The organism is Halomonas sp. MMH1-48 (assembly GCF_022348105.1).
Classification (GTDB): domain Bacteria; phylum Pseudomonadota; class Gammaproteobacteria; order Pseudomonadales; family Halomonadaceae; genus Vreelandella; species Vreelandella piezotolerans.
Genome location: NZ_JAKRFL010000007.1, coordinates 84,591 through 108,498 on the forward strand (window position 1 = coordinate 84,591; position 23,908 = coordinate 108,498).

Below are 23,908 nucleotides of genomic sequence, written 5' to 3' on the forward strand. Positions count from 1 at the left end.
GTAGCCCTGCGCTGGACGGTCAGGGCACTCAATCTACTGGGAGCGACAAATAATATGATCAATAAGCGCGCACTAGCCATTGCCGTAGCGGCCTCATCACTTGCTTTAACCGGGATGGCCCAAGCGGAGGTCAAAGTTGGCTTCTTGGGCGGCTTTACGGGGGGGATCGAGAGTCTGACACCGCCGATCTTTGCTGGGGCTCAGCTGGCGGTCGAACAGGTCAACGCGCAGGGCGGTATCTTGGGGGGGCAAACCCTGGCCATGCCTTCGGGCGATACCACCTGTTCCGATGCGTCGGCCGCCTCCAACGCCGCCGACCGCATGGTGAACTCCGAGAACGTCACGGCCATCGTTGGGGCGTTATGCACCGGTGCCACGATTGCCGCCGCCAACAACGCCGCGATCCCTGGCGGTGTGCTGATGGTGTCGCCAGCATCGACCGCGCCTGCGGTATCGGAGCTGGACGACAACGATCTGGTCTTCCGTACCGTGCCGTCGGACGCCTTCCAGGGGGAAATGCTGGCCAAGCTGCTGCTGGATAAAGGCATCGACTATGTGGCCGTTACCTTCGTCAACAACGACTATGGACGTGGTCTGTCGGACGCCTTTAGCGCCGCGTTTACCGCCGGTGGCGGCGAAGTGGCCGAGAACCTCGCCCACGAAGATAACCGGGCCGATTACCGCTCCGAGCTGGGCTCACTCTCCGCCAGCGGTGCCGATACCCTGGTCGTCTTGGCCTACGCTGACACGTCTGGCCAAACGGTACTGCGTCAAGCCTATGAGAGTGGCATGTTCACCCAGTACGTGGGCGCTGACGGGATGGTGGGCGACAGCCTAGTCGAAGCGATCGGTGCCGACGTATTGGATGGCATGATTGCCACTCGCCCCGGCAGCCCAGAGCTACCCGGCACCGAAATATTTAACAACGCAGCGACTGAGGCGGATATCGATCCCAGCGCCGTGTTTGCGGCTCAGGCATACGATGCGGCCTTCCTGATTGCGCTAGCCATCGAGCAGAACGGCAGCGCCGACCGTGAAGGGCTCTCGGAAGCACTGCGCAGCGTATCGAGTGCGCCCGGTGAAGTGATCCTGCCCGGTGAGTGGGAGAAAGCCGTCGAGCTGATCGCTGCGGGTACGGACATCAACTACGAAGGCGCCTCCGGCTCCCACGAGTTCGATGACAACGGTGATGTACCGGGCGTGGTCGTCGAGATGGCTGTAGAAAACGGCACCTTTACCAGCAAAGGGCAAGTGGACCTGTAAGCCGTTACCATCGCTACATAACACAGCGCCCCGCTCATTGAGCGGGGCGCTTTTCGTTGGGCGATGCCTGTGTCATTAGCCGTGGCTTTTGATCTTTTCAGGCAGCAGCCCTTTGGGGGCAAAGCGCAGTACCAGGGTGATCAGCATGCCGATCACCAGGACGCGCGCTTGAAGCGCTCGACTGTCCATATTGCTGGGTGCCTCCCAGCCAAAGGCGTTCTCTCCGAGTGCGACGAACAGCTCCATCAAAAACAGCGCCAGCGGCTCGGACATGATCCAGATGATGTAGACGGCCACCGCACCAAAAATGGTGCCCAGGTTATTGCCGGGGCCGCCCAGGATGACCATCACCAGCACCAGAAAGGTGTGGTTCAGCGGTAGGTAGCCCTGCGGATCGAACAGGCTGTTGAACGTGCCCAACATGCCGCCCCCCAGGCCCATCAAAATGCAGCCCAGCACGAAAATCTCCAGGCGACGCTTGTTGATGTCCTTACCCATGGCCGCCGATGAGAGTTCGTTGTCGCGGATCGCGCGAATCATTCGCCCCCAAGGGGCGTGATAAGCACGGTGCAGCAGGAAGAAGATCACCGCAATGACCACCGCCGTCACCGATAGATAGATGGCGCGGGAGAGGGTAAAGCCGAGTTCGGCAGGGCCAGGCGTGGGCCAAGGCAGCGGCGAGACCGTGGCCGTGCCGCGGGTCAGCCAGTCGGAGTTTTTCAAAAACGCCTTGATGATCTCGGCAATACCCAGGGTGGCAATCGCCAAGTAGTCGCTGCGCAGCCCAAGACACACATGGCCGATGAAGTAGCCCACGCCACCGGCCAGCGCGCCGCCGACGATCCAGCCCACCCAAGGCGGCAGGCCAAATCCGCCCACAAAGCCCGCCTGGGACTGAATTTGGCTGGTGACATCGCGCAACAGACTGATCACGACGAGGTAGAGTACCACCGCCAGCACTACGGCGATCACGGTGCGCAGCGTTTTGGGTACACCCAAGCGGTCGAGTTTGGTGGCACCGATGACCACGACCGTGGCCGCAAGGCCATAGAGCAGCACTTGGCCTAGCTCGCCCGGCAGCTCGGTACCCCAAAAGGCGTCGTTGACCGGTACGCTAAACAGCATGGCGCAGAAGCCGCCGAGGGCGACGAAGCCCATAACCCCGGCATTGAACTGCCCGGCGTAGCCCCACTGAATCGTCAGGCCCAAAGCGAGAATGGCGTAACAGGCGGCTTCGACCAGCATGCGGGTGCTGTAGGCCGCACCCATCAGGGCATACACCGCCAAAACGGCGAGGAGCAGCGCACCAAACAGCACCAGCTCGCGCAGCGGGAAGCGGCGCTGCGGGGTGGCGTCTTTCGGCGTGTAGGCCGGATTGCGAGTATTGGTTGGATGGCTCATTAGATCACCTTGCCTTTGAACAGGCCGGTCGGGCGCCACACCAGGATGGCCACCAGAATGAAGAACGGCACCACGATTTTGTATTCAGTACCCACGAAGGCAAGATTCGACGGCAGCGCCAGCCACTCGGGAAAACTGTCTTGGAAAGGGCGTATCAACACGTTCCAGTTGAAGACGGCCAAGGTTTCGGCAAAGCCCACCACGAACCCACCGGCAATCGCGCCGTAAGGATGGCCCACTCCGCCGACGATGGCCGCCGCAAAGATCGGCAGCAGCAGGAAGAAGCTCAGGTCCGGTTTGAAGGTCACGTCCAACGAGAGCAGCGTGCCCGCAATCGCTGCGAGGCCGCCCGCAATCACCCAGGTGACCGCCACGATGGTATTGGTATTAATGCCCGATGCCTGGGCCAGCTCCGGATTATCCGACATGGCGCGCATGGCTTTGCCTAACCGTGAACGGTTGAGGAACAGGTGGAGCGCCATCACCGCAACGATGGTGATCACGAACAGATAGATCTGCGGTTCGGTGATCACGATCGGTGCCCGCGCGCCTTCGAACGGTAGCGCTAGACGAAAGATCTCTTTGCGGTCATCGACATACAGACTCTGCCCGCCGGTGCCCGAGAACAAACGAATCAAGCCCTGCAGCATCAGCGTGACCCCCAATGAGCCAATCACCATGACGATGGGCTTTACGCCATGGGCGCGCAGCGGCTTATAGAAGGCCTTATCGATACCGACGGCGAGCAGGGCGGTGAGCAGCATCGCCAGCGGCAGCATGATCAGCGCCGTGGGAACGCCAATGCTGGCCCCGACGGCAGGAAACGCCGTGGTGAGCAGCAGCACCATGAAGGCACCGAAGGTCATCATGTCGGCATGGGCAAAGTGGGCAAAACGCATGATGCTGAAAATCAGCGTCACGCCAATCGCGCCAATGGCATAAATCGAGCCGGTGACGCTGCCCGCAATCACCACATTATTAATGAAAAAAGCCAGTTCGTTCACGCGTTTCTCCCCCGGGCTAGCCGCCCAAAAAGCTTTTGGCGACATCGGGGTCGGCCAGCAGAGCCGCCCCGGTATCCGTAAAGCGGTTCTGGCCTGCTGCCAGGACAAAGCCTTTATCGGCAATCGCCAAGGCCTGCTTGGCGTTCTGCTCGACCATCAAGATGCCCACACCTGCGGCGTTGATCTTCTTCACGCGATCAAAGATCTCATTCATATAGAGTGGCGATAATCCGGCCGTGGGCTCGTCTAGCAGCAGCAGGCTGGGCTCTGCCATCAGTGCACGACCCATGGCCACCATCTGGCGCTGGCCGCCGGAGAGCTCGCCCGCCGGCTGGTGGCGCTTCTCGACCAGCGGCGGGAAGAAGTCGTACACCTGTTCCAGCATGCGCTTGACGTTCTGCGGCTTCAGGTAGGCGCCCATCTCCAGGTTCTCTTTCACCGAGAGGCTGGGGAAGACGTTTTTCTCCTGGGGGACGAAGCCCATGCCTCGCTCCACGAGTTGGTTGGGCGGTAAATTGTGGATGGGTTGGCCGTTGAGCAGGATTTCGCCCTGGTTGACGTTCAGAAGCCCAAATACGGCTTTGAGCATGGTGGATTTTCCCGCGCCGTTGGGGCCGACGATGACGCCGACCTCGTCGGCATACAGGGTCATATCGACCCCGTTTAAAATGTTCATACTGCCATAACCACCGTGCACGTCGCGTGCTTCAAGCAGTGGCTGGGGTGATGCCTGTGTCGATGACATAAACGCGTCTCAGCAAGCGTCGCGCTGGGGTCTCCAGACGCGATCATGTTGTTGTAGCCGTGGGTGGGCTGTTGGTCGTGACGGTGTGAAGCGTATTGCCGGGGTTAGGCGGCATCCGAGCCGAAGTAGGCCTCGATGACTGCCGGGTCGTTCTGTATCGCTTCGATGTGTCCTTCCACCATGACGCTGCCCTGGGCCAGTACGATGACCGGATCGCAGAGCCGCGAAATCATGTCCATGTCGTGCTCGATGACCAGGAAGGTGTAGCCCATCTCGCGGTTGAGCCGCTCGATGTTGCCCATCAAATCGCCGAGCAGGGTGCGGTTCACCCCGGCGGCGATTTCATCGAGCAGAACGACCTTGGCATCGGTCATCATGGTGCGGCCAAGCTCCAGAAGCTTCTTCTGTCCGCCGGAGAGATTGCCCGCAAGTTCGTTGCGCACATGGTGCAGGCCGACGAAGTCGATGACCTCCAGCGCGCGGCGGCGCACCTCGGCCTCTTGCTCGCGCACCAGCGATGGCTTGAACCAAGTATTGAACAGATTTTCACCGGCCTGTCGGGGGGGCACCATCATCAAATTTTCCAGCGCGCTCATCTGGCTGAACTCGTGGGCAATTTGAAAGGTGCGTAGCAGTCCTTTGTGGAAACGCTGGTCGGCGCTCAAGGTGGTGATGTCTTCGCCATCGAGCAGGATCTGCCCGCTGTCCGGCGTCAGCGCCCCGGCGATCAGGTTGAAGAGCGTCGATTTACCGGCTCCGTTAGGGCCGATCATGCCGGTGATCGACCCTTTCTCGACTTGGATCGAACAGTCGTTGATGACATGTAGCCCACCGAACGCTTTATTGACGTGTTGTACTTCGATAAGCGGTTGCATGGTGTCCTCGTAAGGCAGGCGGCCTCGTCACCGCCTGCAGCAGGGATATTGTTATCAAGGTTTAGAGTGGCGCAGACGCTGGGCAAGCGCAAAAGCCGCCACGATGAGCAGTGCGCCGAGCGTTGGAATCAGATACCCCTCAATGTGGGGTATCGTACGTAAAAAGACGAACGATACTGCCGCCGGCCCGACGAAACGCACTAAAAAGCGCCAGAAAGCGAACCAGGTGGCATTGGTGCCGAGCTCTTTCATGACTTCGCTCTGGGTCAGCGCCCAGCCGGCAAACAGGGCGATCAACAGGCCACCCAGCGGCATGAAGATATTGGTCAGCAGCTCGATGACATCGAAGGCGCTGCGTCCAAACAGCGTATGGAAAATCGTGCCTTCTGCCCAGACGTTGAAGCTGACCACCGTGAGTAGCCCCATGGCCCAAGCCGCAACGACCATGATGGTGACCGCCTGGGGACGCGTCATGTCGAAGCGCTCGACCAGAAACGCCGCGACCGGCTCGATCAGCGAAATGGAGGAGCTAATGGCGGCCCCCAATACCAGAATGAAGAACACACCACCGACCAAGGCACCAAACGGCATCTCGGCAAAGGCCAGCGGCAGCGTCACGAACATCAGCCCGGGGCCCTGGCCGGTTTCCAGGCCCGCGCCGAACACCAGCGAGAAAATGGCCAGGCCCGCGACCATGGCAACGGCGGTATCGACGAACGCGACGGCAATGGCCGTCCGTGTGAGCGACGCGTCGCTGGACATATAAGCGCCGTAAGCCATGATCGCGCCCATACCGAGGCTTAGGGTAAAGAACGATTGACCCATGGCCTGCAGCCAGCCTTCCAGGCTGAGATCGCCAATGTTGAAGGTGAACAGGAAGCTCGCTGCCGCGCCTACATCGCCATTGATGATGCCGTAAATCAGCACCACGATCAGAATGACGAACAGCGCAGGCATCATGATGCGCAGGCCCGACTCTATGCCTTTATGAATACCCATACCGACGATCAGCGCGGAGCCCACGATGAACAGCGTGTGGTACAGCGTCATTAATCCGGGCGAGGCGAGCAGCGCATTGAAGCCCTCGCTGATGGTTTGCGCGTCTGCGCCAACCAGCGAACCGGTGAGCATCAGCCAGGTGTAGTGCAGCGCCCAGCCCGCGATCACCGAGTAAAAGCTCAAAATCAAAAAAGCGGAGGCGGCGCCCAGCCAGCCTATCGACTCCCACGCCCGTGATGTGCGATGCGTTTTAGTCAAATGCCGCATACCCATGATAGGGCTTTGACGGCTGGTGCGCCCCAGCATGGTCTCGGCGATGAGGATAGGAATGCCCACGGCAAAAATGGTCAGCGCGTAAATAAGGATGAACGCCCCGCCCCCGTTTTCACCGGTGAGGTAGGGAAAGCGCCAGAGGTTGCCGAGGCCGACGGCAGAGCCCACCGCCGCCAATAAAAACGTGCCTTTGTGTGTCCAGACGTTATGACCGCTCATGTGAAGGAGTGTCCGTATAGGGGTGCCAGGATGGGGGTAAGTATCCAAACACTTGTATGAATTATGGCATGTCAGCACCCCGAGGGCGTGCTGAGAATAGCGCTACTTTGCGATAGAACGTCAGCGCTTTCCAGCGTACTAGCGTTTAGGGTGCGTTAACGAGCACGCTTGGCGATGAACCAAAACGCGCGGCCAGAGGGGCTGTCGTACGAAAAAGGTTGCTACGCTGAGAACTTACATAAAAAAGCCCGCGCGGCGGCGGGCTTTGTGTCGGCAGCGGTCAGCTTACTTTTTGCTGGAGCGCTTGCGCTCGTTCTCTTTGAGCAGTTTCTTACGTAGGCGGATAAAGCTCGGCGTTACTTCGACCAGTTCATCGGAATCGAGGAATTCGATGGCTTGCTCCAGAGTGAACTTCACTGGCGGGGTCAGTACGATGTTCTCGTCGTTGCCCGAGGCGCGCATGTTATCCAGCTTCTTACCTTTGGTGGGGTTGACCACTAGGTCGTTGGCACGGCTATGGATACCGATCAGCATACCTTCGTACACCTCGGTGCCGTGGTCGACGATCAGCTTGCCACGCTCTTGCAGCGTGTAAAGCGCGTAGGCCAGCGCTTTGCCGTCGACCATGGAGACCATGACGCCATTACGACGCTCGATGGCGGCGTCGGGCTTTAGCGGGCCGTAGTGGTCAAAGCGGCTGGTTAGAATGCCGGTACCAGACGTCAGGGTCAGGAACTGGCCGCGGAAACCGATCAAACCACGGGCGGGTATGATGAAGTCCAGACGAACACGGCCTTTACCGTCCGGGTTCATGTTGGTCATTTCGCCCTTGCGGTAGCCGAGCTCTTCCATGATCGAGCCTTGGTGCTGCTCTTCACAGTCGATGATGACTTCTTCGTAGGGCTCCTGCTTGACGCCGTCGATCTCTTTGATGATGACCTCCGGACGGCCAACGGCCAGCTCGAAGCCTTCACGGCGCATGGTTTCGATCAATACCGACAGGTGCAACTCGCCACGGCCAGAGACTTTGAACTTCTCGGGGGTTTCGCCCTGCTCGACGCGCAGCGCCACGTTGTGGATCAGTTCTTGATCCAGACGATCCTTGATATTGCGGCTGGTAACGAACTTGCCGTCTTTACCGGCAAACGGCGAGTCGTTGACCTGGAACGTCATGGAGACGGTCGGCTCATCGACGGTCAGCGGCGGCAGCGCTTCGACATTATTCACGTCGCACAGCGTGTCGGAGATCGCTAGATCTTCGATGCCGGTGATGCAGACGATATCGCCAGCGGTGGCTTCATCGGTCTGCACTCGCTCGAGGCCCATATGGGTCATCACCTGGCCGACCTTACCCTTACGGGTCTTGCCTTCTTTAGTGATCACGCTGATTTGCTGGTTCGGCTTGACGCTGCCGCGAGTGATGCGGCCCAGGCCGATGACGCCGACGTAGCTGTTGTAGTCCAGCGCTGAGATCTGCATCTGGAAGGGGCCGTCGACTTCGACCTTCGGCGGCTCGACGATGTCCACGATGGCTTGGAACATCGGGTCCATGTTGTCGGCCAGCTCTTCCGGATCCATGCCGGCAATACCGTTCAACGCCGAGCAGTAGATGATCGGGAAGTCGAGCTGCTCGTCGGTGGCGCCGAGGTTGTCGAATAGATCGAAAATTTGATCGATGACCCAGTCGGGGCGCGCGCCAGGACGGTCGATCTTGTTGACGACGACGATCGGCTTCAGGCCCTGGGAGAACGCTTTTTGGGTCACGAAGCGGGTCTGCGGCATCGGGCCGTCAACGGCGTCGACCAGTAGCAGTACCGAGTCCACCATGGACATGACGCGCTCGACTTCACCACCGAAGTCGGCGTGCCCAGGCGTGTCGACGATGTTGATGTGGTAACCCTTGCCATTACCATCCTGCCACTGAATAGCGGTGTTTTTGGCCAGGATGGTAATACCGCGCTCCTTTTCCTGGTCATTCGAGTCCATGATGCGCTCTTGGCCTTCGGCCTTGCGGTCGAGCGTTCCGGACTGGCTTAACAGTTTGTCTACCAAGGTAGTTTTACCGTGGTCTACGTGGGCGATGATGGCAATGTTGCGAAGATTCTCGATCACGACGCGATCCTGCTGGAAAAATAGGGCGGCATTATAGGGTCTGGGGATGGTCTACTACCAGCGCTGTCTTAAACAAAGCAGCAAGTCAATAACCTAAACGCGGCAGTTTTCGCTGTTGTGACGCTTCCGTTAAGATAGGCGTTTTCCCAGTTGGGGCAAGCACATGACCATCGGTAACCTGATGCGTTTGTTAAGCGATGGCGAGGTTCATTCCGGTGAACAATTAGGCGAAGCGCTGGGCGTTTCCCGAGCCGCCGTGTGGAAACAACTAAAAAAATTAGAGGTGCTGGGTGTCGAGCTGGTGGCCGTCAAAGGGCGCGGCTACCGGCTCGCCTACCCGTTAGAACCGCTGGAGGGCGCCAAGATCGTCGAACGGCTGCCCGCCGATGCCCGCCATTTGCTGACACGGCTATTCGTCGAAGATCAGCTGCCGTCCAGTAACGAATATCTGCGCGAACGCTTTTCGCAAGGGGCGGGGCATGGCGAGGTCTGCTTCGTCGAGCTGCAAACGGCTGGGCGTGGTCGCCGGGGGCGAGTGTGGTCGACTCCCTGGGGGCAGAGCCTAATGGTGTCGATGGGGTGGCGCTTCGAGTCCGGCATCAATGCGCTGGAGGGGCTTAGTCTGGCCGTCGGTGTGGTGGTCTCCCAAGTGCTCGAACGTTATGGTGTGTCGCCCAAGTTGAAGTGGCCCAACGATGTGCTGCTGGCCGAGCAGGGTGGTGAACTCGGTAAGCTGGCCGGTATTTTGATCGAGGTGACCGGCGACGCGGCTGGCCCCTGCGAAGTGGTCATCGGCATGGGCATGAATCTGTCATTGCCAGATAGCTTGCGCGCCACGATCGACCAGCCGGTGGCGGCGCTGTTCGATGCGCAGCCGGGCATTTCGCGTAATCAGCTAGCGGCAGACATGGTAGCAGGGCTTTTGAACATGCTGGCAGGGTTCGAAACCCGCGGGTTTGCTCCCTGGTTGAATGCCTGGAATCAGCGGCATGCCTACGCAGGCCTGCCCATCCGTGTGATTCAAGGCGAGCGTACCAGCGATGCCGTCGCCGGGGATGTCGATGAAAGTGGTAACCTATGGGTTACTGAAAATGGTTACTCGCGACGCCTGGTCGGCGGTGAGATTAGCGTACGTAGGCGCCTATGATTTTGGATTTGGATATCGGCAACACGCTGTCGAAGTGGCGGCTCAAGGATGCCGAGAGCAGCGAGATCCGTTCGCGAGGCGCCGTGTGGACGCGAGAGGAGTGGCGTCCCGGGGCAGACATTCCCGATTTGGACGTCGTGGAAGCGGTACGTATCTCCAGCGTGGCCAGGACGGCCGTGCTTGAAGAGACCGTCGCGCTGCTGCGGCGCCAGGTGCGCCATGTGTACGTGGCTCGCTCGACGTCAGAGGCGCTCGGTGTCGTCAACGGATATGAAGAGCCGGGGCGACTCGGCGTCGACCGCTGGATGGGGGCGCTGGCAGGCTACCAGCTGGCGGGGGGGTGCTGCGCGGTGGATTGCGGGAGTGCCATTACCATCGACTTCGTATTACCGGGCGGTATGCATCTAGGTGGTTTTATCATCCCAGGGCTGCGGCTGATGAAAGAGAGCCTGAAGCTGGGAACACGCAATGTCGCCATCGATCCGGAAAGCGAAGCCGATGCGCTACTAGAGCCGGGAAGGCGCACGGTGGATGCGGTGAACCATGGTATTTACATGGCCGCCGTTAGCGCCATCAACCGCATTTACAGTGAAGTATGCGATCAGCAGGGGGTGACACTACCGGTGCTGCTGACCGGCGGCGATGCCCGTGTGGTATCCCGTGGCGTGCAAGTGCCTCACGCGGTGTGGCCCGACATGGTCTATGGTGGGTTGGAGGCCTGCTATCCGCTCACGTTTGCCGAACGTGCTGGAAAGTTGTCGGGCGCGCCGCGAGTGCCAGAGCCGGTATCATTAGAAAAAATTCGTGCAGGCCTTGCATTCTCCATGCTGCTTTGACAGAATGCAGCGCGTTCCAGAGCGGATGCCGTGCTTTGAAAGTGCTGCTTCCAGCAAGCTTTGATAAATAAAGGGTTTGCAGGCTTGACACCGTTTTGGAGGCTGGCATAATGTGCCGCCACAGCTGGAGAGGTTCCCGAGTGGCCAAAGGGAGCAGACTGTAAATCTGCCGCGAAAGCTTCGAAGGTTCGAATCCTTCCCTCTCCACCAGATTGATCGAGCGCTGAGTTGTTCAGCGTTTGGGAATGAAAAGCCGGTAAGCGGGCATTAGCTACTGTTTCTCGTGCAACGGATTGTCATTCTACAGGCAAGTTCGGCGGGCGTAGTTCAATGGTAGAACCTCAGCCTTCCAAGCTGATGGTGCGGGTTCGATTCCCGCCGCCCGCTCCAGTTTGATGTGTTTGGCTCATGTAGCTCAGGGGTAGAGCACACCCTTGGTAAGGGTGAGGTCGACGGTTCAATTCCGTCCATGAGCTCCATATTGCAAAAAAAGCGAGCGAAGCTCGCTTTTTTTGTCTGTGCTCTCCCATTGGGTGGAGGGTAAAAGTAAGGGTTGTCAGGTGGGGGTTTCTCCGCTATCATGGCGCCCGCTGTTGCGTAGGCGTTTGCTTGCGCACGTGACGATACAGGCCAGTAGCTCAATTGGCAGAGCAGCGGTCTCCAAAACCGCAGGTTGGGGGTTCGATTCCCTCCTGGCCTGCCAGCCTTCCCCAGGTTGGTATGTCTTTTTCTAGAATTCCTTTGTCGCTCGCTGCACCCTTGGGAGTCTCGTTTTTATGAAGCCTAGTTCCGTAAAACATGGCGAAGAGGTGCAACAGACGCGCCATGACGGGCTCAAGTGGGCGGCGGTTGTGGCGCTGCTTGTCGTTGCAGTCGTTGGTAATACCTATTTCACCGATGTTGGCCTGCTCTACCGCGTCTTAGGTGTGGTGGTGTTGTGTGCGCTTGCGGGTTTGATCGCCTTAACAACCACCAAAGGCCGTGACTTGGTTGAGCTTGCCATCAGCGCCAAGAAAGAGATTCAGCGCGTTGTATGGCCGACCCGTCCTGAAACCATCCAAACCACGGCGATCGTGCTAGTGGCTGTGCTGGTGGTGGGTCTGATGCTGTGGTTGATCGATACTCTTCTTGGCTGGGCGATGTCCGGCGTCATTGGTTAGGAGTTTTCATGTCCAAACGTTGGTACGTCGTCCACGCTTATTCCGGCTTCGAAAAGCATGTCATGCGCTCGCTTATCGAGCGTGTGAAGATGTACGGCATGGAAGATCGCTTTGGCGAGATCCTGGTGCCGACGGAAGAAGTGGTTGAGATGCGTGACGGTAAGCGCCGCAAGAGTGAGCGCAAGTTCTATCCGGGCTACGTGTTAGTCGAGATGGAAATGGTGGATGAAACTTGGCACCTGGTGAATGAAACGCCGCGTGTCATGGGGTTCATTGGCGGCACCAAAGAGAAGCCCGCCGCGATTACCAGTCGCGAGGCGGAAGCCATTCTGCGTCGTGTGAAAGACGGCACCGACAAGCCGCGACCCAAAACCATGTTCGAGCCGGGTCAGTCCGTTCGTGTCATCGATGGTCCGTTTGCTGACTTCAACGGTGTCGTTGAAGAGGTGAACTACGACAAGAGCCGCCTGCAGGTCAGCGTGCTGATCTTTGGGCGTGCAACGCCTGTTGAGCTCGAGTTCTCGCAGGTAGAAAAAGAGTAATCTCAAAATGTTGCAGGCTGGTGTCCTATGCGCGCCAGTCTGGATTCATGTAAAGCAGCCCAGCGCTGCTTTACGCGTACCGGGGAGCCGTCAGGCGCTATCACCCAACTGGAGTATTTACCATGGCCAAGAAAGTACAGGCTTATATCAAGCTGCAGGTTGCTGCAGGTAAAGCCAACCCGAGTCCGCCCGTAGGCCCCGCGCTGGGTCAGCATGGCGTGAACATCATGGAATTCTGTAAGGCGTTCAACGCTGCGACTCAAGAAATTGAGCCGGGCCTGCCGACGCCTGTCGTGATCACTGTCTACTCTGACCGTAGCTTCACGTTCGTCACCAAAACACCGCCTGCGGCTGTTCTGCTCAAGAAAGCGGCTGGCATCAAGTCCGGTTCTGGTGAGCCGAACAAGAAGAAAGTCGGTACCGTGACTCGCGAGCAGCTCGAAGAGATCGCCAAGACCAAAGAGCCGGATATGACGGCTGCTGATCTCGACGCCGCGGTGCGCACCATCGCTGGTAGCGCTCGTAGCATGGGCTTAAACGTGGAGGGTCTCTGATCATGGCTAAATTGTCTAAGCGCGCGAAAGTCATCCGCGAGAAAGTAGACCCGAACAAAGCGTACTCTCTGGAAGAAGCCGTTGCGCTACTTTCCGAGCTGTCGACTGTCAAGTTCAAAGAGTCTCTGGATGTGGCGATCAACCTGGGTGTTGATCCGCGTAAATCCGATCAGGTCGTACGTGGCGCTACCGTCATGCCTAACGGTACTGGTAAAGACGTTCGCGTAGCCGTCTTCACCCAAGGTGCCAATGCTGATGCGGCTAAAGAAGCCGGTGCTGACATCGTGGGTATGGACGATCTGGCTGAGCAAGTCAAAAAAGGCCAAATGGACTTCGACGTGGTCATCGCCTCTCCGGATGCGATGCGCGTTGTCGGCCAGTTGGGCCAAATTCTTGGTCCGCGTGGCCTGATGCCGAACCCGAAAGTAGGCACCGTGACGCCTGACGTGGCGACGGCGGTCAAGAATGCCAAAGCGGGTCAGGTGCGTTTCCGTACCGATAAGAACGGCATCATCCACACGACCCTAGGTAAAGTGGATTTTGACGCGGCGTCCGTTCAGGGCAACTTGGAAGCACTGGTAGCTGACCTGAAGAAGCTCAAGCCGAGCTCTTCCAAAGGCATCTACTTTAAGAAAATTACCCTGTCCACTACCATGGGCCCGGGTTTGACCATCGACCACTCTGCGCTGGTATAAGCGAGTCGTCGGCAGGTTTTAGTAAGTACCGAGCAAGAACTTTGCGGTCCCTCGCTAGGCAGTCAGTCGAGCGAGGCGCCGTCAAAGACCGCAGGTGCCGCCTCGTCTTTTGAGACGGGGCGGCTTAATCGCCCTAGAGCGCCTGCGCAGATGGTGTGGCCGCCAGTTGGTTAACGCTTTTCGCAAGCCGCTTTCTGGTGAGCACCATCCCCCAAGGCTTCCAAGGCCAGCAGTATGCCTTGGAAGAGATGGTAACCACCGGAGCCTTGATGGGTTCCGGCACGAAGGAGTGATCACTGTGCCACTAGCACTTGAAGGCAAGAAAGCGATTGTTGCCGAGGTCAGTGAAGCGGCCAAGGGCGCACTCTCCGTCGTAGTTGCCGATTCTCGTGGCGTTACGGTCAGCAAAATGACCGATCTGCGTAAGCAGGCCCGCGAGAACGGTGTAGAGCTTCGCGTTGTTCGTAACACGCTGGCTCGCCGCGCACTCGAAGGCACTCAGTGGGAGTGCCTGAACGAGAGCTTTGTTGGTCCTACTCTGCTGGCTTTCTCTACTGAGCATCCGGGCGCTGCCGCTCGTCTGTTCAAGGATTTCGCCAAAGACGAGAAGAACTTCGAAGTCAAAGCGTTGGCCTACGAAGGTGAGCTGATTCCGGCTGCTGACATCGATCGTCTAGCAACCCTGCCGACCTACGACGAGGCGATTGCCAAGTTGATGTCGGTCATGAAAGAAGCCTCCGCTGGCAAGCTGGTTCGTACTCTGGCCGCACTGCGCGACCAAAAGCAAGAAGCCGAAGCTGCCTAAGCAGCGTTTCTTGCAGGCGGCGTGAACGATCGAGTCGTAGCGTTGCCTGAACCAAGCAATGAACCCTGAGTTCTCGGTCGACCGAGACTCCCGCAAAGTTAGGAATGAAACAATGGCACTGACCAAAGACGATATCATCAATGCTGTAGCCGACATGTCCGTCATGGAAGTTGTCGAGCTGATCGAAGCGATGGAAGAGAAGTTCGGCGTTTCTGCAGCGGCGGCCGTGATGGCTGGTCCGGCTGCTGGCGGCGAAGCAGCTGCTGAAGAGCAGACTGAATTTGACCTGGTGCTGGCATCTGCTGGTGACAAGAAAGTTAACGTCATCAAAGCCGTTCGTGAAATCACCGGTCTTGGCCTGAAAGAAGCCAAGGGTGCCGTTGACGGCGCGCCGGCGACCATCAAAGAAGCCATGTCTAAAGAAGACGCTGAAGCCGCTAAGAAGAAGCTGGAAGAAGCGGGCGCAACCGTCGAGCTCAAGTAATCCTTGTGCTGATGGCTTTACGCGCTGCGTAAGCTTCCACGGCTGGCGGCGGGCTATCCCGCTGCCGGCCTTTTTCTGTTGTAATATGCTGCAAGGCAACAGCAGAAGCGCTGCGGTAAAAAGCAGCAAAACAGTAAGACCGTTGTTGTGAAGCGTACGTTGTTGTGACGCGTCAGTTGTGAAGCGCGAGTGATGTTGGCAAGCGACAGCAAAGCGCGAACAGCACTACTGTAACACTGTTATCTATCAAGATTTTTGACGGCGAGCTACCGATTTAGGAGCTTGCTGTCTGCGTCTGAAACGCCCGCGGGGCAGATGACCACGCATCGGTCACCCATGGTGAACAAGCTGGGGAATACAGATGGCTTACTCATATACTGAGAAAAAACGCATCCGCAAGGATTTCGGCAAACTGCCCCAAGTGATGGATGTGCCTTACTTGCTGGCCATCCAGCTTGATTCCTACTACGACTTTCTCCAGCAGGATCGTTCGCCCGACGAGCGCCACGAGGTTGGCCTGCACGCGGCGTTCAAGTCCGTGTTCCCGATCGAGAGCTTCTCAGGCAATGCGGCCCTGGAGTACGTGAGCTACCGTTTCGGTACGCCAGCGTTCGATGTCAAAGAGTGTCAGCTGCGTGGCGTGACCTATTCCGCTCCGCTGCGTGTCAAGGTTCGCTTGATCATCTACGATCGCGACTCTTCGAACAAGGCCATCAAAGACATCAAAGAGCAGGAAGTCTACATGGGGGAGATCCCCCTGATGACCGAGAACGGTACCTTCGTCATCAACGGTACTGAGCGGGTTATCGTTTCTCAGCTCCACCGTTCGCCCGGTGTGTTCTTCGATCACGACAAAGGCAAGAGCCACTCCTCAGGGAAGTTGCTCTACTCTGCTCGCGTGATTCCTTACCGTGGCTCTTGGCTCGACTTCGAGTTCGACCCGAAAGACAACGTCTTCGTACGTATCGACCGCCGCCGCAAACTGCCGGCCTCGGTATTGATGCGTGCGCTGGGCATGAGCACCGAAGAGATCCTCGACGAATTCTTCGAAACCAGCAAGTTCCACATCGAGAAGAGCGGTTTCTCGGTGGAGCTGGTACCGTCACGTCTGCGCGGTGAAACGGCCACGTTCGACATCAAAGATGGCGAAGGCGGCGTCATCGTCGAAGAGGGCCGTCGGATCATTCAGAAGCACATTCGTCAGCTTGAAAAAGCCGGCCTTGAGCGTCTGGAAGTGCCGATGGAGTACCTGTTCGGCAAAACGCTGGCCAAAGACCAAATCGATACCAAAACCGGTGAGCTGATCTGCCCGTGTAACACGGAAATCACTCCGGAAGTCCTCGAGCGTATGGCGCAGGGCGGTATCACGCATATCGAAACCCTCTACACCAACGACCTCGACTGCGGTTCGTTCATTTCCGACACTCTGAAGCTGGATACCACCGGCTCTCAGTTGGAAGCGCTGGTCGAGATTTACCGCATGATGCGCCCCGGCGAGCCGCCCACCAAAGAGGCTGCCGAGACGCTGTTCCACAACCTGTTCTTCACCGAAGACCGCTACGACCTGTCGGGCGTTGGCCGGATGAAGTTCAACCGTCGCCTGCGCCGTGAATCCGACACGGGCTCTGGCGTATTGGATCGTAAAGACATCCTCGATGTCCTGCGTGAGCTGATCAATATCCGTAACGGCTTCGGCGACGTGGACGATATCGATCACCTGGGTAACCGTCGTATTCGCTGCGTGGGCGAAATGGCCGAGAACCAGTTCCGCGTCGGTCTGGTGCGCGTCGAGCGTGCGGTGAAAGAGCGCCTTTCCATGGCGGAAAGCGAAGGCCTGATGCCGCAAGACCTGATCAACGCCAAGCCGGTTGCGGCGGCGGTGAAAGAGTTCTTCGGCTCCAGTCAGCTGTCTCAGTTCATGGACCAGAACAACCCGCTCTCCGAGGTGACCCACAAGCGTCGTGTGTCGGCACTCGGCCCGGGTGGTCTAACCCGTGAGCGTGCAGGCTTCGAAGTGCGCGACGTACACGCCACGCACTATGGCCGTCTGTGCCCGATCGAGACGCCGGAAGGCCCGAACATTGGTCTGATCAACTCGCTGGCGACGTACAGCCACACCAATAGCTACGGCTTCCTGGAGACGCCTTACCGTAAGGTCGTCAATAGCCAGGTGACCGATGACGTGGTGCATCTCTCTGCCATCGAGGAGGGCGATTTCGTTATCGCCCAGGCCTCTGCTGCCGTAGATGAGTCTGGCAAGCTGAGCGATGACTTGGTGCAGGTGCGTCACCGTGGCGAGACGACCTTCATGCGTCCTGAACAGGTGACGCTGATGGACGTGTCTCCGCGTCAGGTCGTCTCCGTGGCCGCCGCGCTGATCCCGTTCCTCGAGCACGATGATGCCAACCGCGCCTTGATGGGGGCGAACATGCAGCGTCAGGCCGTTCCGACCCTGCGCGCCGACAAGCCGCTAGTAGGTACTGGCATGGAGCGCTTCGTGGCCCGTGACTCCGGCGTTTGTGCCGTGGCACGCCGCGGCGGCGTCATTGACTCCGTCGACGCGCGTCGTGTCGTGGTGCGGGTCAACGAAGACGAGATCATCGGCGGTGAAGCCGGTGTCGACATCTACAACCTGACCAAGTACACCCGTTCCAACCAGAACACCTGCATGAACCAGCGCCCCATCGTGCGCCCTGGTGACAACGTGGCGCGTGGTGACATCCTCGCCGACGGTCCGTCCGTCGACATGGGTGACCTCGCGCTTGGCCAGAACATGCGTATCGCGTTCATGCCCTGGAACGGCTACAACTTCGAGGACTCCATCCTCCTGTCCGAGCGTGTGGTTCAAGAAGACCGTTTCACCACGATCCACATCCAGGAGCTGACCTGTGTGTCCCGCGACACCAAGTTGGGGCCGGAAGAGATCACCTCCGATATTCCCAACGTCGGTGAATCGGCGCTGGGTAAATTGGACGAAGCGGGCGTTGTTTACATCGGTGCCGAAGTCGGCCCCGGCGATATTCTGGTCGGTAAGGTCACGCCCAAAGGCGAAACCCAGCTGACGCCCGAAGAGAAGCTGCTGCGCGCCATCTTCGGTGAGAAGGCGTCTGACGTAAAAGATACCTCTCTGCGTGCTCCTACCGGCATGAAAGGGACGGTCATCGACGTTCAGGTCTTCACCCGTGACGGCGTCGAAAAAGACTCCCGTGCACTCTCCATCGAGCAGATGCAGCTGGACGAAGTGCGTAAGGATCTTCAAGAGACCTACCGCATCGCCGAAGATGCCACCTTCGAGCGTCTGAAGCGTACGCTGGCCGGTCAAGCCGTCAACGGTGGACCGCAGCTGAAGAAAGGCGACGTGCTGGACGACGCGTACCTGGACGAACTGCCCCGTCAGCAGTGGTTCAAGTTGCGTATGCAGGACGAGTCGTACAACGAACTGCTGGCCCAGGCCGACGAACAGCTCGAAAACCGTCGGAAAGAGATGGACGAGCGTTTCGAAGACAAGAAGCGCAAGCTGACCCAGGGCGATGACCTCGCGCCGGGCGTGCTGAAAATCGTCAAGGTCTATATGGCGGTCAAGCGTCGTATTCAGCCCGGTGACAAGATGGCCGGTCGCCACGGTAACAAAGGTGTTATCTCTGCGATCATGCCCATCGAAGACATGCCGTTCGACGAGAAGGGCGAGCCGGTGGACGTGGTACTGAACCCGCTGGGTGTACCGTCGCGTATGAACGTCGGTCAGATTCTGGAAACCCACCTGGGTATGGCGGCACGCGGCTTGGGTGTCAAAATCGACGCCATGCTGCGCGACGCCCGCGGTCAGCAAGTCGCAGAAATTCGTGACTTCCTGGGTCAGGTGTATAACACGCCGGGTACTCGCGTCGAGGATATCGACTCCTTGACCGATGACGAAGTCATCGCGCTGGCGAAGAACCTAAAGGGCGGTGTGCCCATGGCCACGCCGGTGTTCGACGGTGCCAAAGAGCACGAAATCAAGCACCTGCTGAAGCTGGCGGACATTCCGGAGTCGGGCCAAATGACGCTGTACGATGGCCGTACCGGCGATGCGTTTGACCGCCCGGTGACCGTTGGCTACATGTACATGCTGAAGCTCAACCACTTGGTAGACGACAAGATGCACGCGCGTTCTACCGGTTCTTACTCGCTTGTTACGCAGCAGCCGCTGGGTGGTAAGGCGCAGTTCGGTGGTCAGCGCTTTGGTGAGATGGAAGTGTGGGCGCTGGAAGCCTATGGCGCCGCGTACACGCTGCAAGAGATGCTCACCGTCAAGTCGGACGACGTCGAAGGCCGCACCAAGATGTACAAGAACATCGTGGATGGCGACCACACCATGCAGGCAGGCATGCCGGAATCCTTCAACGTACTCGTGAAGGAAATCCGCTCGCTGGGCATCGATATCGAGTTAGAGAGCTAGGAGCCGTCCCATGAAAGATTTGGTGAAAGTACTCAAATCGCAATCTCAGTCCGAAGAGTTTGACGCGATCAAGATTACCCTGGCGTCGCCGGACATGATTCGCTCCTGGTCCTTCGGCGAGGTGAAGAAGCCTGAGACCATCAACTACCGTACCTTTAAACCGGAACGGGATGGTCTGTTCTGTGCCAAGATTTTCGGCCCGGTCAAAGACTACGAGTGCTTGTGCGGCAAATATAAGCGCATGAAGCACCGCGGTATCATCTGTGAGAAGTGTGGTGTCGAAGTCACCAAGGCGGCCGTGCGCCGTGAGCGCATGGGTCACATCGAACTGGCATCGCCGGTGGCTCACATTTGGTTTTTGAAATCCCTGCCGTCGCGTATCGGCATGTTCCTCGATATGACGCTGCGTGATATCGAGCGCGTGCTCTATTTCGAAAGCTTCGTGGTCATCGACCCCGGCATGACCACGCTGGAGCGTGGTCAGCTGCTCAACGACGAGCAGTACTTCGAAGCCTTGGAAGAGTTCGGCGACGACTTCGACGCCCGTATGGGGGCCGAAGCCGTTCAGGAGCTGCTCAAAGACATCGATCTGGAAGAAGAGATCAACACGCTGCGTGAAGAGATTCCGCAGACCAACTCTGAAACCAAGATCAAGAAGCTCTCCAAGCGCTTGAAGCTGCTGGAAGCGTTCTACCACTCCGGCAATGCGCCGGCGTGGATGGTCATGGAAGTGCTGCCCGTACTACCGCCGGACCTGCGTCCGCTGGTGCCGCTAGACGGTGGCCGTTTCGCGACCTCGGATCTCAACGACCTCTACCGTCGTGTGATCAACCGTAACAACCGTTTGAAGCGTCTGCTCGACCTCAATGCGCCCGACATCATCGTGCGTAACGAGAAGCGTATGCTGCAGGAAGCGGTCGACGCACTGCTGGATAACGGCCGCCGCGGCCGTGCCATCACGGGTTCCAACAAGCGTCCGCTGAAATCCTTGGCCGACATGATCAAGGGTAAGCAGGGGCGTTTCCGTCAGAACCTGCTGGGTAAGCGCGTCGACTACTCCGGCCGTTCGGTGATCACCGTGGGCCCGACCCTGCGTCTGCACCAGTGCGGTCTGCCGAAGAAAATGGCGCTCGAGCTGTTCAAGCCGTTCATCTACTCCAAGCTGCAGTCGCTGGGCCATGCGTCCACGATCAAAGCCGCGAAGAAGATGGTCGAGCGCGAGCTGCCGGAAGTATGGGACATCCTGGCCGACGTCATTCGCGAACACCCGGTACTGCTCAACCGCGCGCCGACGCTGCACCGTCTGGGTATCCAGGCGTTCGAGCCGCTGCTGATCGAAGGTAAGGCGATTCAGCTGCACCCGCTCGTCTGTGCGGCCTACAACGCTGACTTCGACGGTGACCAGATGGCGGTTCACGTACCGCTGACGCTGGAAGCCCAGCTCGAAGCCCGCGCGCTGATGATGGCGACCAACAACGTGCTGTCCCCGGCCAACGGCGAGCCGATCATCGTACCGTCGCAGGACGTTGTTCTGGGTCTGTATTACATGACCCGCGAAAAGATCAACGCCAAGGGCGAAGGCATGGTGTTCTCCGACCTCAATGAGGTAGAGCGCGCCTTCGGCACACAGTCCGTGTCGCTGCATGCCCGCGTCAAGGTGCGTCTGGACGAAGTGGACGTCGACGAAGAGACTGGCGAGCGCTCCGAGCACCGCCGTCTTTACGACACCACCGTCGGTCGTGCGCTGCTGTTCCGCATTCTGCCGGAAGGCGTTCCGTTCGCGCTGATCGATCAGCCGATGAAGAAGAAGGCGATTTCCAGCCTTATCAACGAGGTATACCGTCGTGCGGGGCTGAAGCCCACTGTCATCTTCGCTGACCAGCTGATGTACACCGGCTTCCGTCTGGCGACCTGGTCCGGTGCCTCGATCGGTGTTAACGACTTCGTTATCCCCGATGCCAAGACCGAGATCGTTGATGCCGCTGAAGCAGAAGTCAAAGAGATCGAAGACCAGTTCTCCTCTGGCCTGGTAACCGCAGGCGAGAAGTACAACAAAGTTATCGATATCTGGTCCAAGGCGAACGATAAAGTTGCCAAGGCGATGATGGTGGGTATCTCGAAAGAGACGGTCGTTGATCGTGATGGTAACGACGTCGAGCAAGACTCGTTCAACAGCGTCTTCATCATGGCCGACTCCGGTGCTCGTGGTAGTGCCGCTCAGATCCGTCAGTTGGCGGGTATGCGTGGCCTGATGGCCAAGCCGGATGGCTCGATCATCGAAACGCCGATCGTGGCCAACTTCCGTGAAGGTCTGAACGTACTTCAGTACTTCATCTCGACCCACGGCGCACGTAAAGGTCTGGCGGATACGGCACTGAAAACGGCCAACTCCGGTTATCTGACTCGTCGTCTGGTAGACGTTGCTCAGGACTTGGTGATTACCGAGACTGACTGTGGCACCGAAAACGGCCTGACGCTGCACCCGATCATCGAGGGTGGCGATATCATCGTACCGCTGTCTCAGCGCGTACTGGGTCGTGTCGTCGCGCAGGACGTGGTCGATCCGAGTACCGAAGAAGTACTGATTCCGCGTAATACGCTGCTCGACGAGAAGTGGTGTGCCTCGCTGGACACCATGGGCGTTGACGAAATCGTCGTACGCTCCACGATTACCTGTGATACCGCTCACGGCGTGTGTTCCGCCTGTTACGGACGTGACCTTGCCCGTGGCCACCAGGTCAACATCGGTGAGTCCGTCGGTGTCATCGCCGCACAGTCGATCGGTGAGCCGGGTACCCAGCTGACCATGCGTACGTTCCACATCGGTGGTGCAGCATCGCGTTCGTCTGCGGTCGACAGCGTTCAGGTCAAGCACGGCGGTAAAGTGCGCCTGCATAACATCAAGCACGTTGAGCGTGCCGACGGCAAACTGGTCGTGGTCTCTCGTTCGAGCGCCTTGGCGGTTGCCGACGATCACGGTCGTGAGCGTGAGTACTACAAGCTGCCCTATGGTGCCGAGCTCTCCGTGCGCGATGGCGACGTGGTCGATGCCGGTGCTGTCGTAGCCAAGTGGGATCCGCACACCCATCCGATCATTGCGGAAGTGGAAGGTAAGGCGCAATTCATCGACCTCGATGAAGGTGTCACCATGCACCGCAGTGTCGATGAGATGACCGGTCTGTCGTCCATCGAAGTGATCGAGTCGGCCGCACGCCCAATGGCGGGTCGTGACAAGCGCCCGATGGTGATGCTGAAAGATGCCGCTGGTGAGTACGTATCCGTGTCCGGTTCCAATACGCCGGTTCAATACCTGCTACCGGGTAACTCCATCATCTCGGTGGACGACGGTGCGACCATCGGTGTAGGTGAGGTCGTTGCGCGTATCCCGGTCGAGGCGTCGGGTAACAAGGACATCACCGGTGGTCTGCCCCGCGTGGCTGACTTGTTCGAAGCACGTAAACCCAAAGAGTCCGCTATTTTGGCGGAAATCAGCGGTGTGGTGAGCTTCGGTAAAGAGACCAAAGGTAAGCGTCGTTTGACGATTACGCCTGAGTCTGGCGATCCGTTCGAGGCGCTGATCCCGAAATGGCGTCAAATCGCCGTGTTCGAAGGCGAGACGGTCGAGAAGGGGGAGGTGATCTCCGATGGCCCAAGCAACCCGCACGATATCCTGCGTCTGCTGGGTGTCGCAGAGCTGGCCAAGTACATCACCGCCGAAGTACAGGACGTTTATCGTCTGCAGGGCGTAGGCATCAACGACAAGCACATTGAAGTCATCGTGCGTCAGATGCTGCGCAAGGTGGAGATCACCGATTCCGGCGACTCTGACTTCATTACCGGTGACCAGGCAGAACTGGTGCGCGTGCTGGAGCAGAACGAGCGTCTGGAGAAAGAAGGCAAGTTCCCGGCCAAGTATCAGCGCTTGCTGCTGGGTATCACCAAGGCCAGCTTGGCCACTGAGTCGTTCATCTCTGCCGCGTCGTTCCAGGAAACGACCCGCGTACTGACCGAAGCAGCGGTAACCGGCAAGCGCGACTACCTGCGCGGCCTGAAAGAAAACGTGGTGGTTGGACGTCTGATTCCGGCAGGTACCGGTCTGACCCATCACGCAGAGCGTCGTCGCAAGCGCGAAGACGTAGAGCGTCTGTTCAATCCCTCGGCCACCGAGGTAGAGCAGGAGCTTGGCGCTCAGTTGACCGCCCTGGATTCAGACGACGATCTGTAACCAACGGTAGACAACGAGCAACACGAGTAGCTGGCCCAAAGAGCAGGGTCTTGTCGGCGAATACGTCGGCAAGACTTGACGCCACCTGGGGTCAGCCTTTAGAATGCGCAGCCTTTAACAGTGGGGCGGGT

At 58.6% G+C, this 23,908-nt stretch carries 17 protein-coding genes and 4 tRNA genes; 15 read left to right on the forward strand and 6 right to left on the reverse strand.

Features of this window, described 5'->3' with window-relative positions; genetic code table 11:
- The first annotated feature begins 54 nt into the window (after positions 1 to 54).
- Positions 55 to 1,263, forward strand: coding sequence for an ABC transporter substrate-binding protein (locus tag MHM37_RS08660; protein ID WP_139527852.1), 1,209 nt, complete (start codon positions 55 to 57; stop codon positions 1,261 to 1,263).
- A 75-nt stretch (positions 1,264 to 1,338) separates the two neighbouring features.
- On the opposite strand, the gene MHM37_RS08665 is transcribed toward MHM37_RS08660, so the two are convergent.
- From MHM37_RS08665 to typA, 6 genes are all read right to left on the reverse strand, one after another.
- Entirely contained in the window at positions 1,339 to 2,664 is a 1,326-nt protein-coding gene (locus MHM37_RS08665; RefSeq protein ID WP_239286261.1) for a branched-chain amino acid ABC transporter permease, read from the reverse strand.
- Positions 2,664 to 3,668 (reverse strand): branched-chain amino acid ABC transporter permease, encoded by a 1,005-nt coding sequence (locus MHM37_RS08670; RefSeq protein WP_139527854.1) that lies wholly within the window; start codon positions 3,666 to 3,668, stop codon positions 2,664 to 2,666. The genes MHM37_RS08665 and MHM37_RS08670 overlap by 1 nt, the downstream gene beginning before the upstream one ends.
- 16 nt (positions 3,669 to 3,684) lie before the next feature.
- Positions 3,685 to 4,413 (reverse strand): ABC transporter ATP-binding protein, encoded by a 729-nt coding sequence (locus tag MHM37_RS08675; protein WP_153843243.1) that lies wholly within the window; start codon positions 4,411 to 4,413, stop codon positions 3,685 to 3,687.
- A 104-nt stretch (positions 4,414 to 4,517) separates the two neighbouring features.
- Positions 4,518 to 5,288: an ABC transporter ATP-binding protein gene (locus MHM37_RS08680; RefSeq protein ID WP_239286259.1), complete on the reverse strand. Its 771-nt coding sequence runs from the start codon at positions 5,286 to 5,288 to the stop codon at positions 4,518 to 4,520.
- Positions 5,289 to 5,342: 54 nt separating this feature from the next.
- The gene (locus MHM37_RS08685; protein WP_139527857.1) at positions 5,343 to 6,779 is read right to left on the reverse strand and encodes a sodium-dependent transporter; all 1,437 of its coding nucleotides are present in this window, start codon (positions 6,777 to 6,779) and stop codon (positions 5,343 to 5,345) included.
- A 285-nt stretch (positions 6,780 to 7,064) separates the two neighbouring features.
- Positions 7,065 to 8,891, reverse strand: coding sequence for a translational GTPase TypA (typA, locus tag MHM37_RS08690; RefSeq protein WP_139527858.1), 1,827 nt, complete (start codon positions 8,889 to 8,891; stop codon positions 7,065 to 7,067).
- 163 nt (positions 8,892 to 9,054) lie between these two features.
- Here typA and MHM37_RS08695 point away from each other — a divergent pair, with 163 nt between their 5' ends.
- The 14 genes from MHM37_RS08695 to rpoC all read left to right on the forward strand — a co-directional run bounded on the left by MHM37_RS08695 (position 9,055) and on the right by rpoC (position 23,777).
- Complete coding sequence (locus MHM37_RS08695) at positions 9,055 to 10,038, forward strand: biotin--[acetyl-CoA-carboxylase] ligase (protein WP_239296383.1); 984 nt, start codon at positions 9,055 to 9,057, stop codon at positions 10,036 to 10,038.
- Positions 10,035 to 10,874, forward strand: coding sequence for a type III pantothenate kinase (locus MHM37_RS08700; RefSeq protein WP_239296382.1), 840 nt, complete (start codon positions 10,035 to 10,037; stop codon positions 10,872 to 10,874). The genes MHM37_RS08695 and MHM37_RS08700 overlap by 4 nt, the downstream gene beginning before the upstream one ends.
- A 126-nt stretch (positions 10,875 to 11,000) precedes the next feature.
- Positions 11,001 to 11,084 (forward strand) — tRNA-Tyr (locus MHM37_RS08705).
- 106 nt (positions 11,085 to 11,190) lie between these two features.
- Positions 11,191 to 11,264 (forward strand) — tRNA-Gly (locus MHM37_RS08710).
- A gap of 14 nt (positions 11,265 to 11,278) precedes the next feature.
- A tRNA-Thr gene (locus MHM37_RS08715) sits at positions 11,279 to 11,353 on the forward strand.
- A gap of 148 nt (positions 11,354 to 11,501) precedes the next feature.
- Positions 11,502 to 11,577: transfer RNA gene (locus tag MHM37_RS08720), tRNA-Trp, on the forward strand.
- Positions 11,578 to 11,650: 73 nt separating this feature from the next.
- Positions 11,651 to 12,034 (forward strand): preprotein translocase subunit SecE, encoded by a 384-nt coding sequence (secE, locus tag MHM37_RS08725; RefSeq protein ID WP_139527861.1) that lies wholly within the window; start codon positions 11,651 to 11,653, stop codon positions 12,032 to 12,034.
- 8 nt (positions 12,035 to 12,042) lie between these two features.
- Positions 12,043 to 12,576, forward strand: coding sequence for a transcription termination/antitermination protein NusG (gene nusG / locus MHM37_RS08730; RefSeq protein ID WP_139527862.1), 534 nt, complete (start codon positions 12,043 to 12,045; stop codon positions 12,574 to 12,576).
- Positions 12,577 to 12,698: 122 nt separating this feature from the next.
- Complete coding sequence (gene rplK, locus MHM37_RS08735; protein ID WP_139527863.1) at positions 12,699 to 13,130, forward strand: 50S ribosomal protein L11; 432 nt, start codon at positions 12,699 to 12,701, stop codon at positions 13,128 to 13,130.
- A 2-nt stretch (positions 13,131 to 13,132) separates the two neighbouring features.
- Positions 13,133 to 13,825 (forward strand): 50S ribosomal protein L1, encoded by a 693-nt coding sequence (gene rplA / locus MHM37_RS08740; RefSeq protein ID WP_139527864.1) that lies wholly within the window; start codon positions 13,133 to 13,135, stop codon positions 13,823 to 13,825.
- A gap of 298 nt (positions 13,826 to 14,123) precedes the next feature.
- Positions 14,124 to 14,630 carry a 50S ribosomal protein L10 gene (gene rplJ / locus MHM37_RS08745; protein ID WP_139527865.1) on the forward strand — a complete coding sequence of 169 codons (507 nt, stop codon included), beginning with the start codon at positions 14,124 to 14,126 and terminating at the stop codon, positions 14,628 to 14,630.
- A 112-nt stretch (positions 14,631 to 14,742) separates the two neighbouring features.
- A complete protein-coding gene (gene rplL, locus MHM37_RS08750) occupies positions 14,743 to 15,114 on the forward strand; it encodes a 50S ribosomal protein L7/L12 (RefSeq protein ID WP_139527866.1) in 372 nt (123 codons plus the stop codon).
- Positions 15,115 to 15,475: 361 nt separating this feature from the next.
- Complete coding sequence (rpoB, locus tag MHM37_RS08755) at positions 15,476 to 19,552, forward strand: DNA-directed RNA polymerase subunit beta (protein ID WP_239296381.1); 4,077 nt, start codon at positions 15,476 to 15,478, stop codon at positions 19,550 to 19,552.
- Between the two features lie 10 nt (positions 19,553 to 19,562).
- Entirely contained in the window at positions 19,563 to 23,777 is a 4,215-nt protein-coding gene (rpoC, locus tag MHM37_RS08760) for a DNA-directed RNA polymerase subunit beta' (RefSeq protein ID WP_153843238.1), read from the forward strand.
- Positions 23,778 to 23,908: the final 131 nt, after the last annotated feature.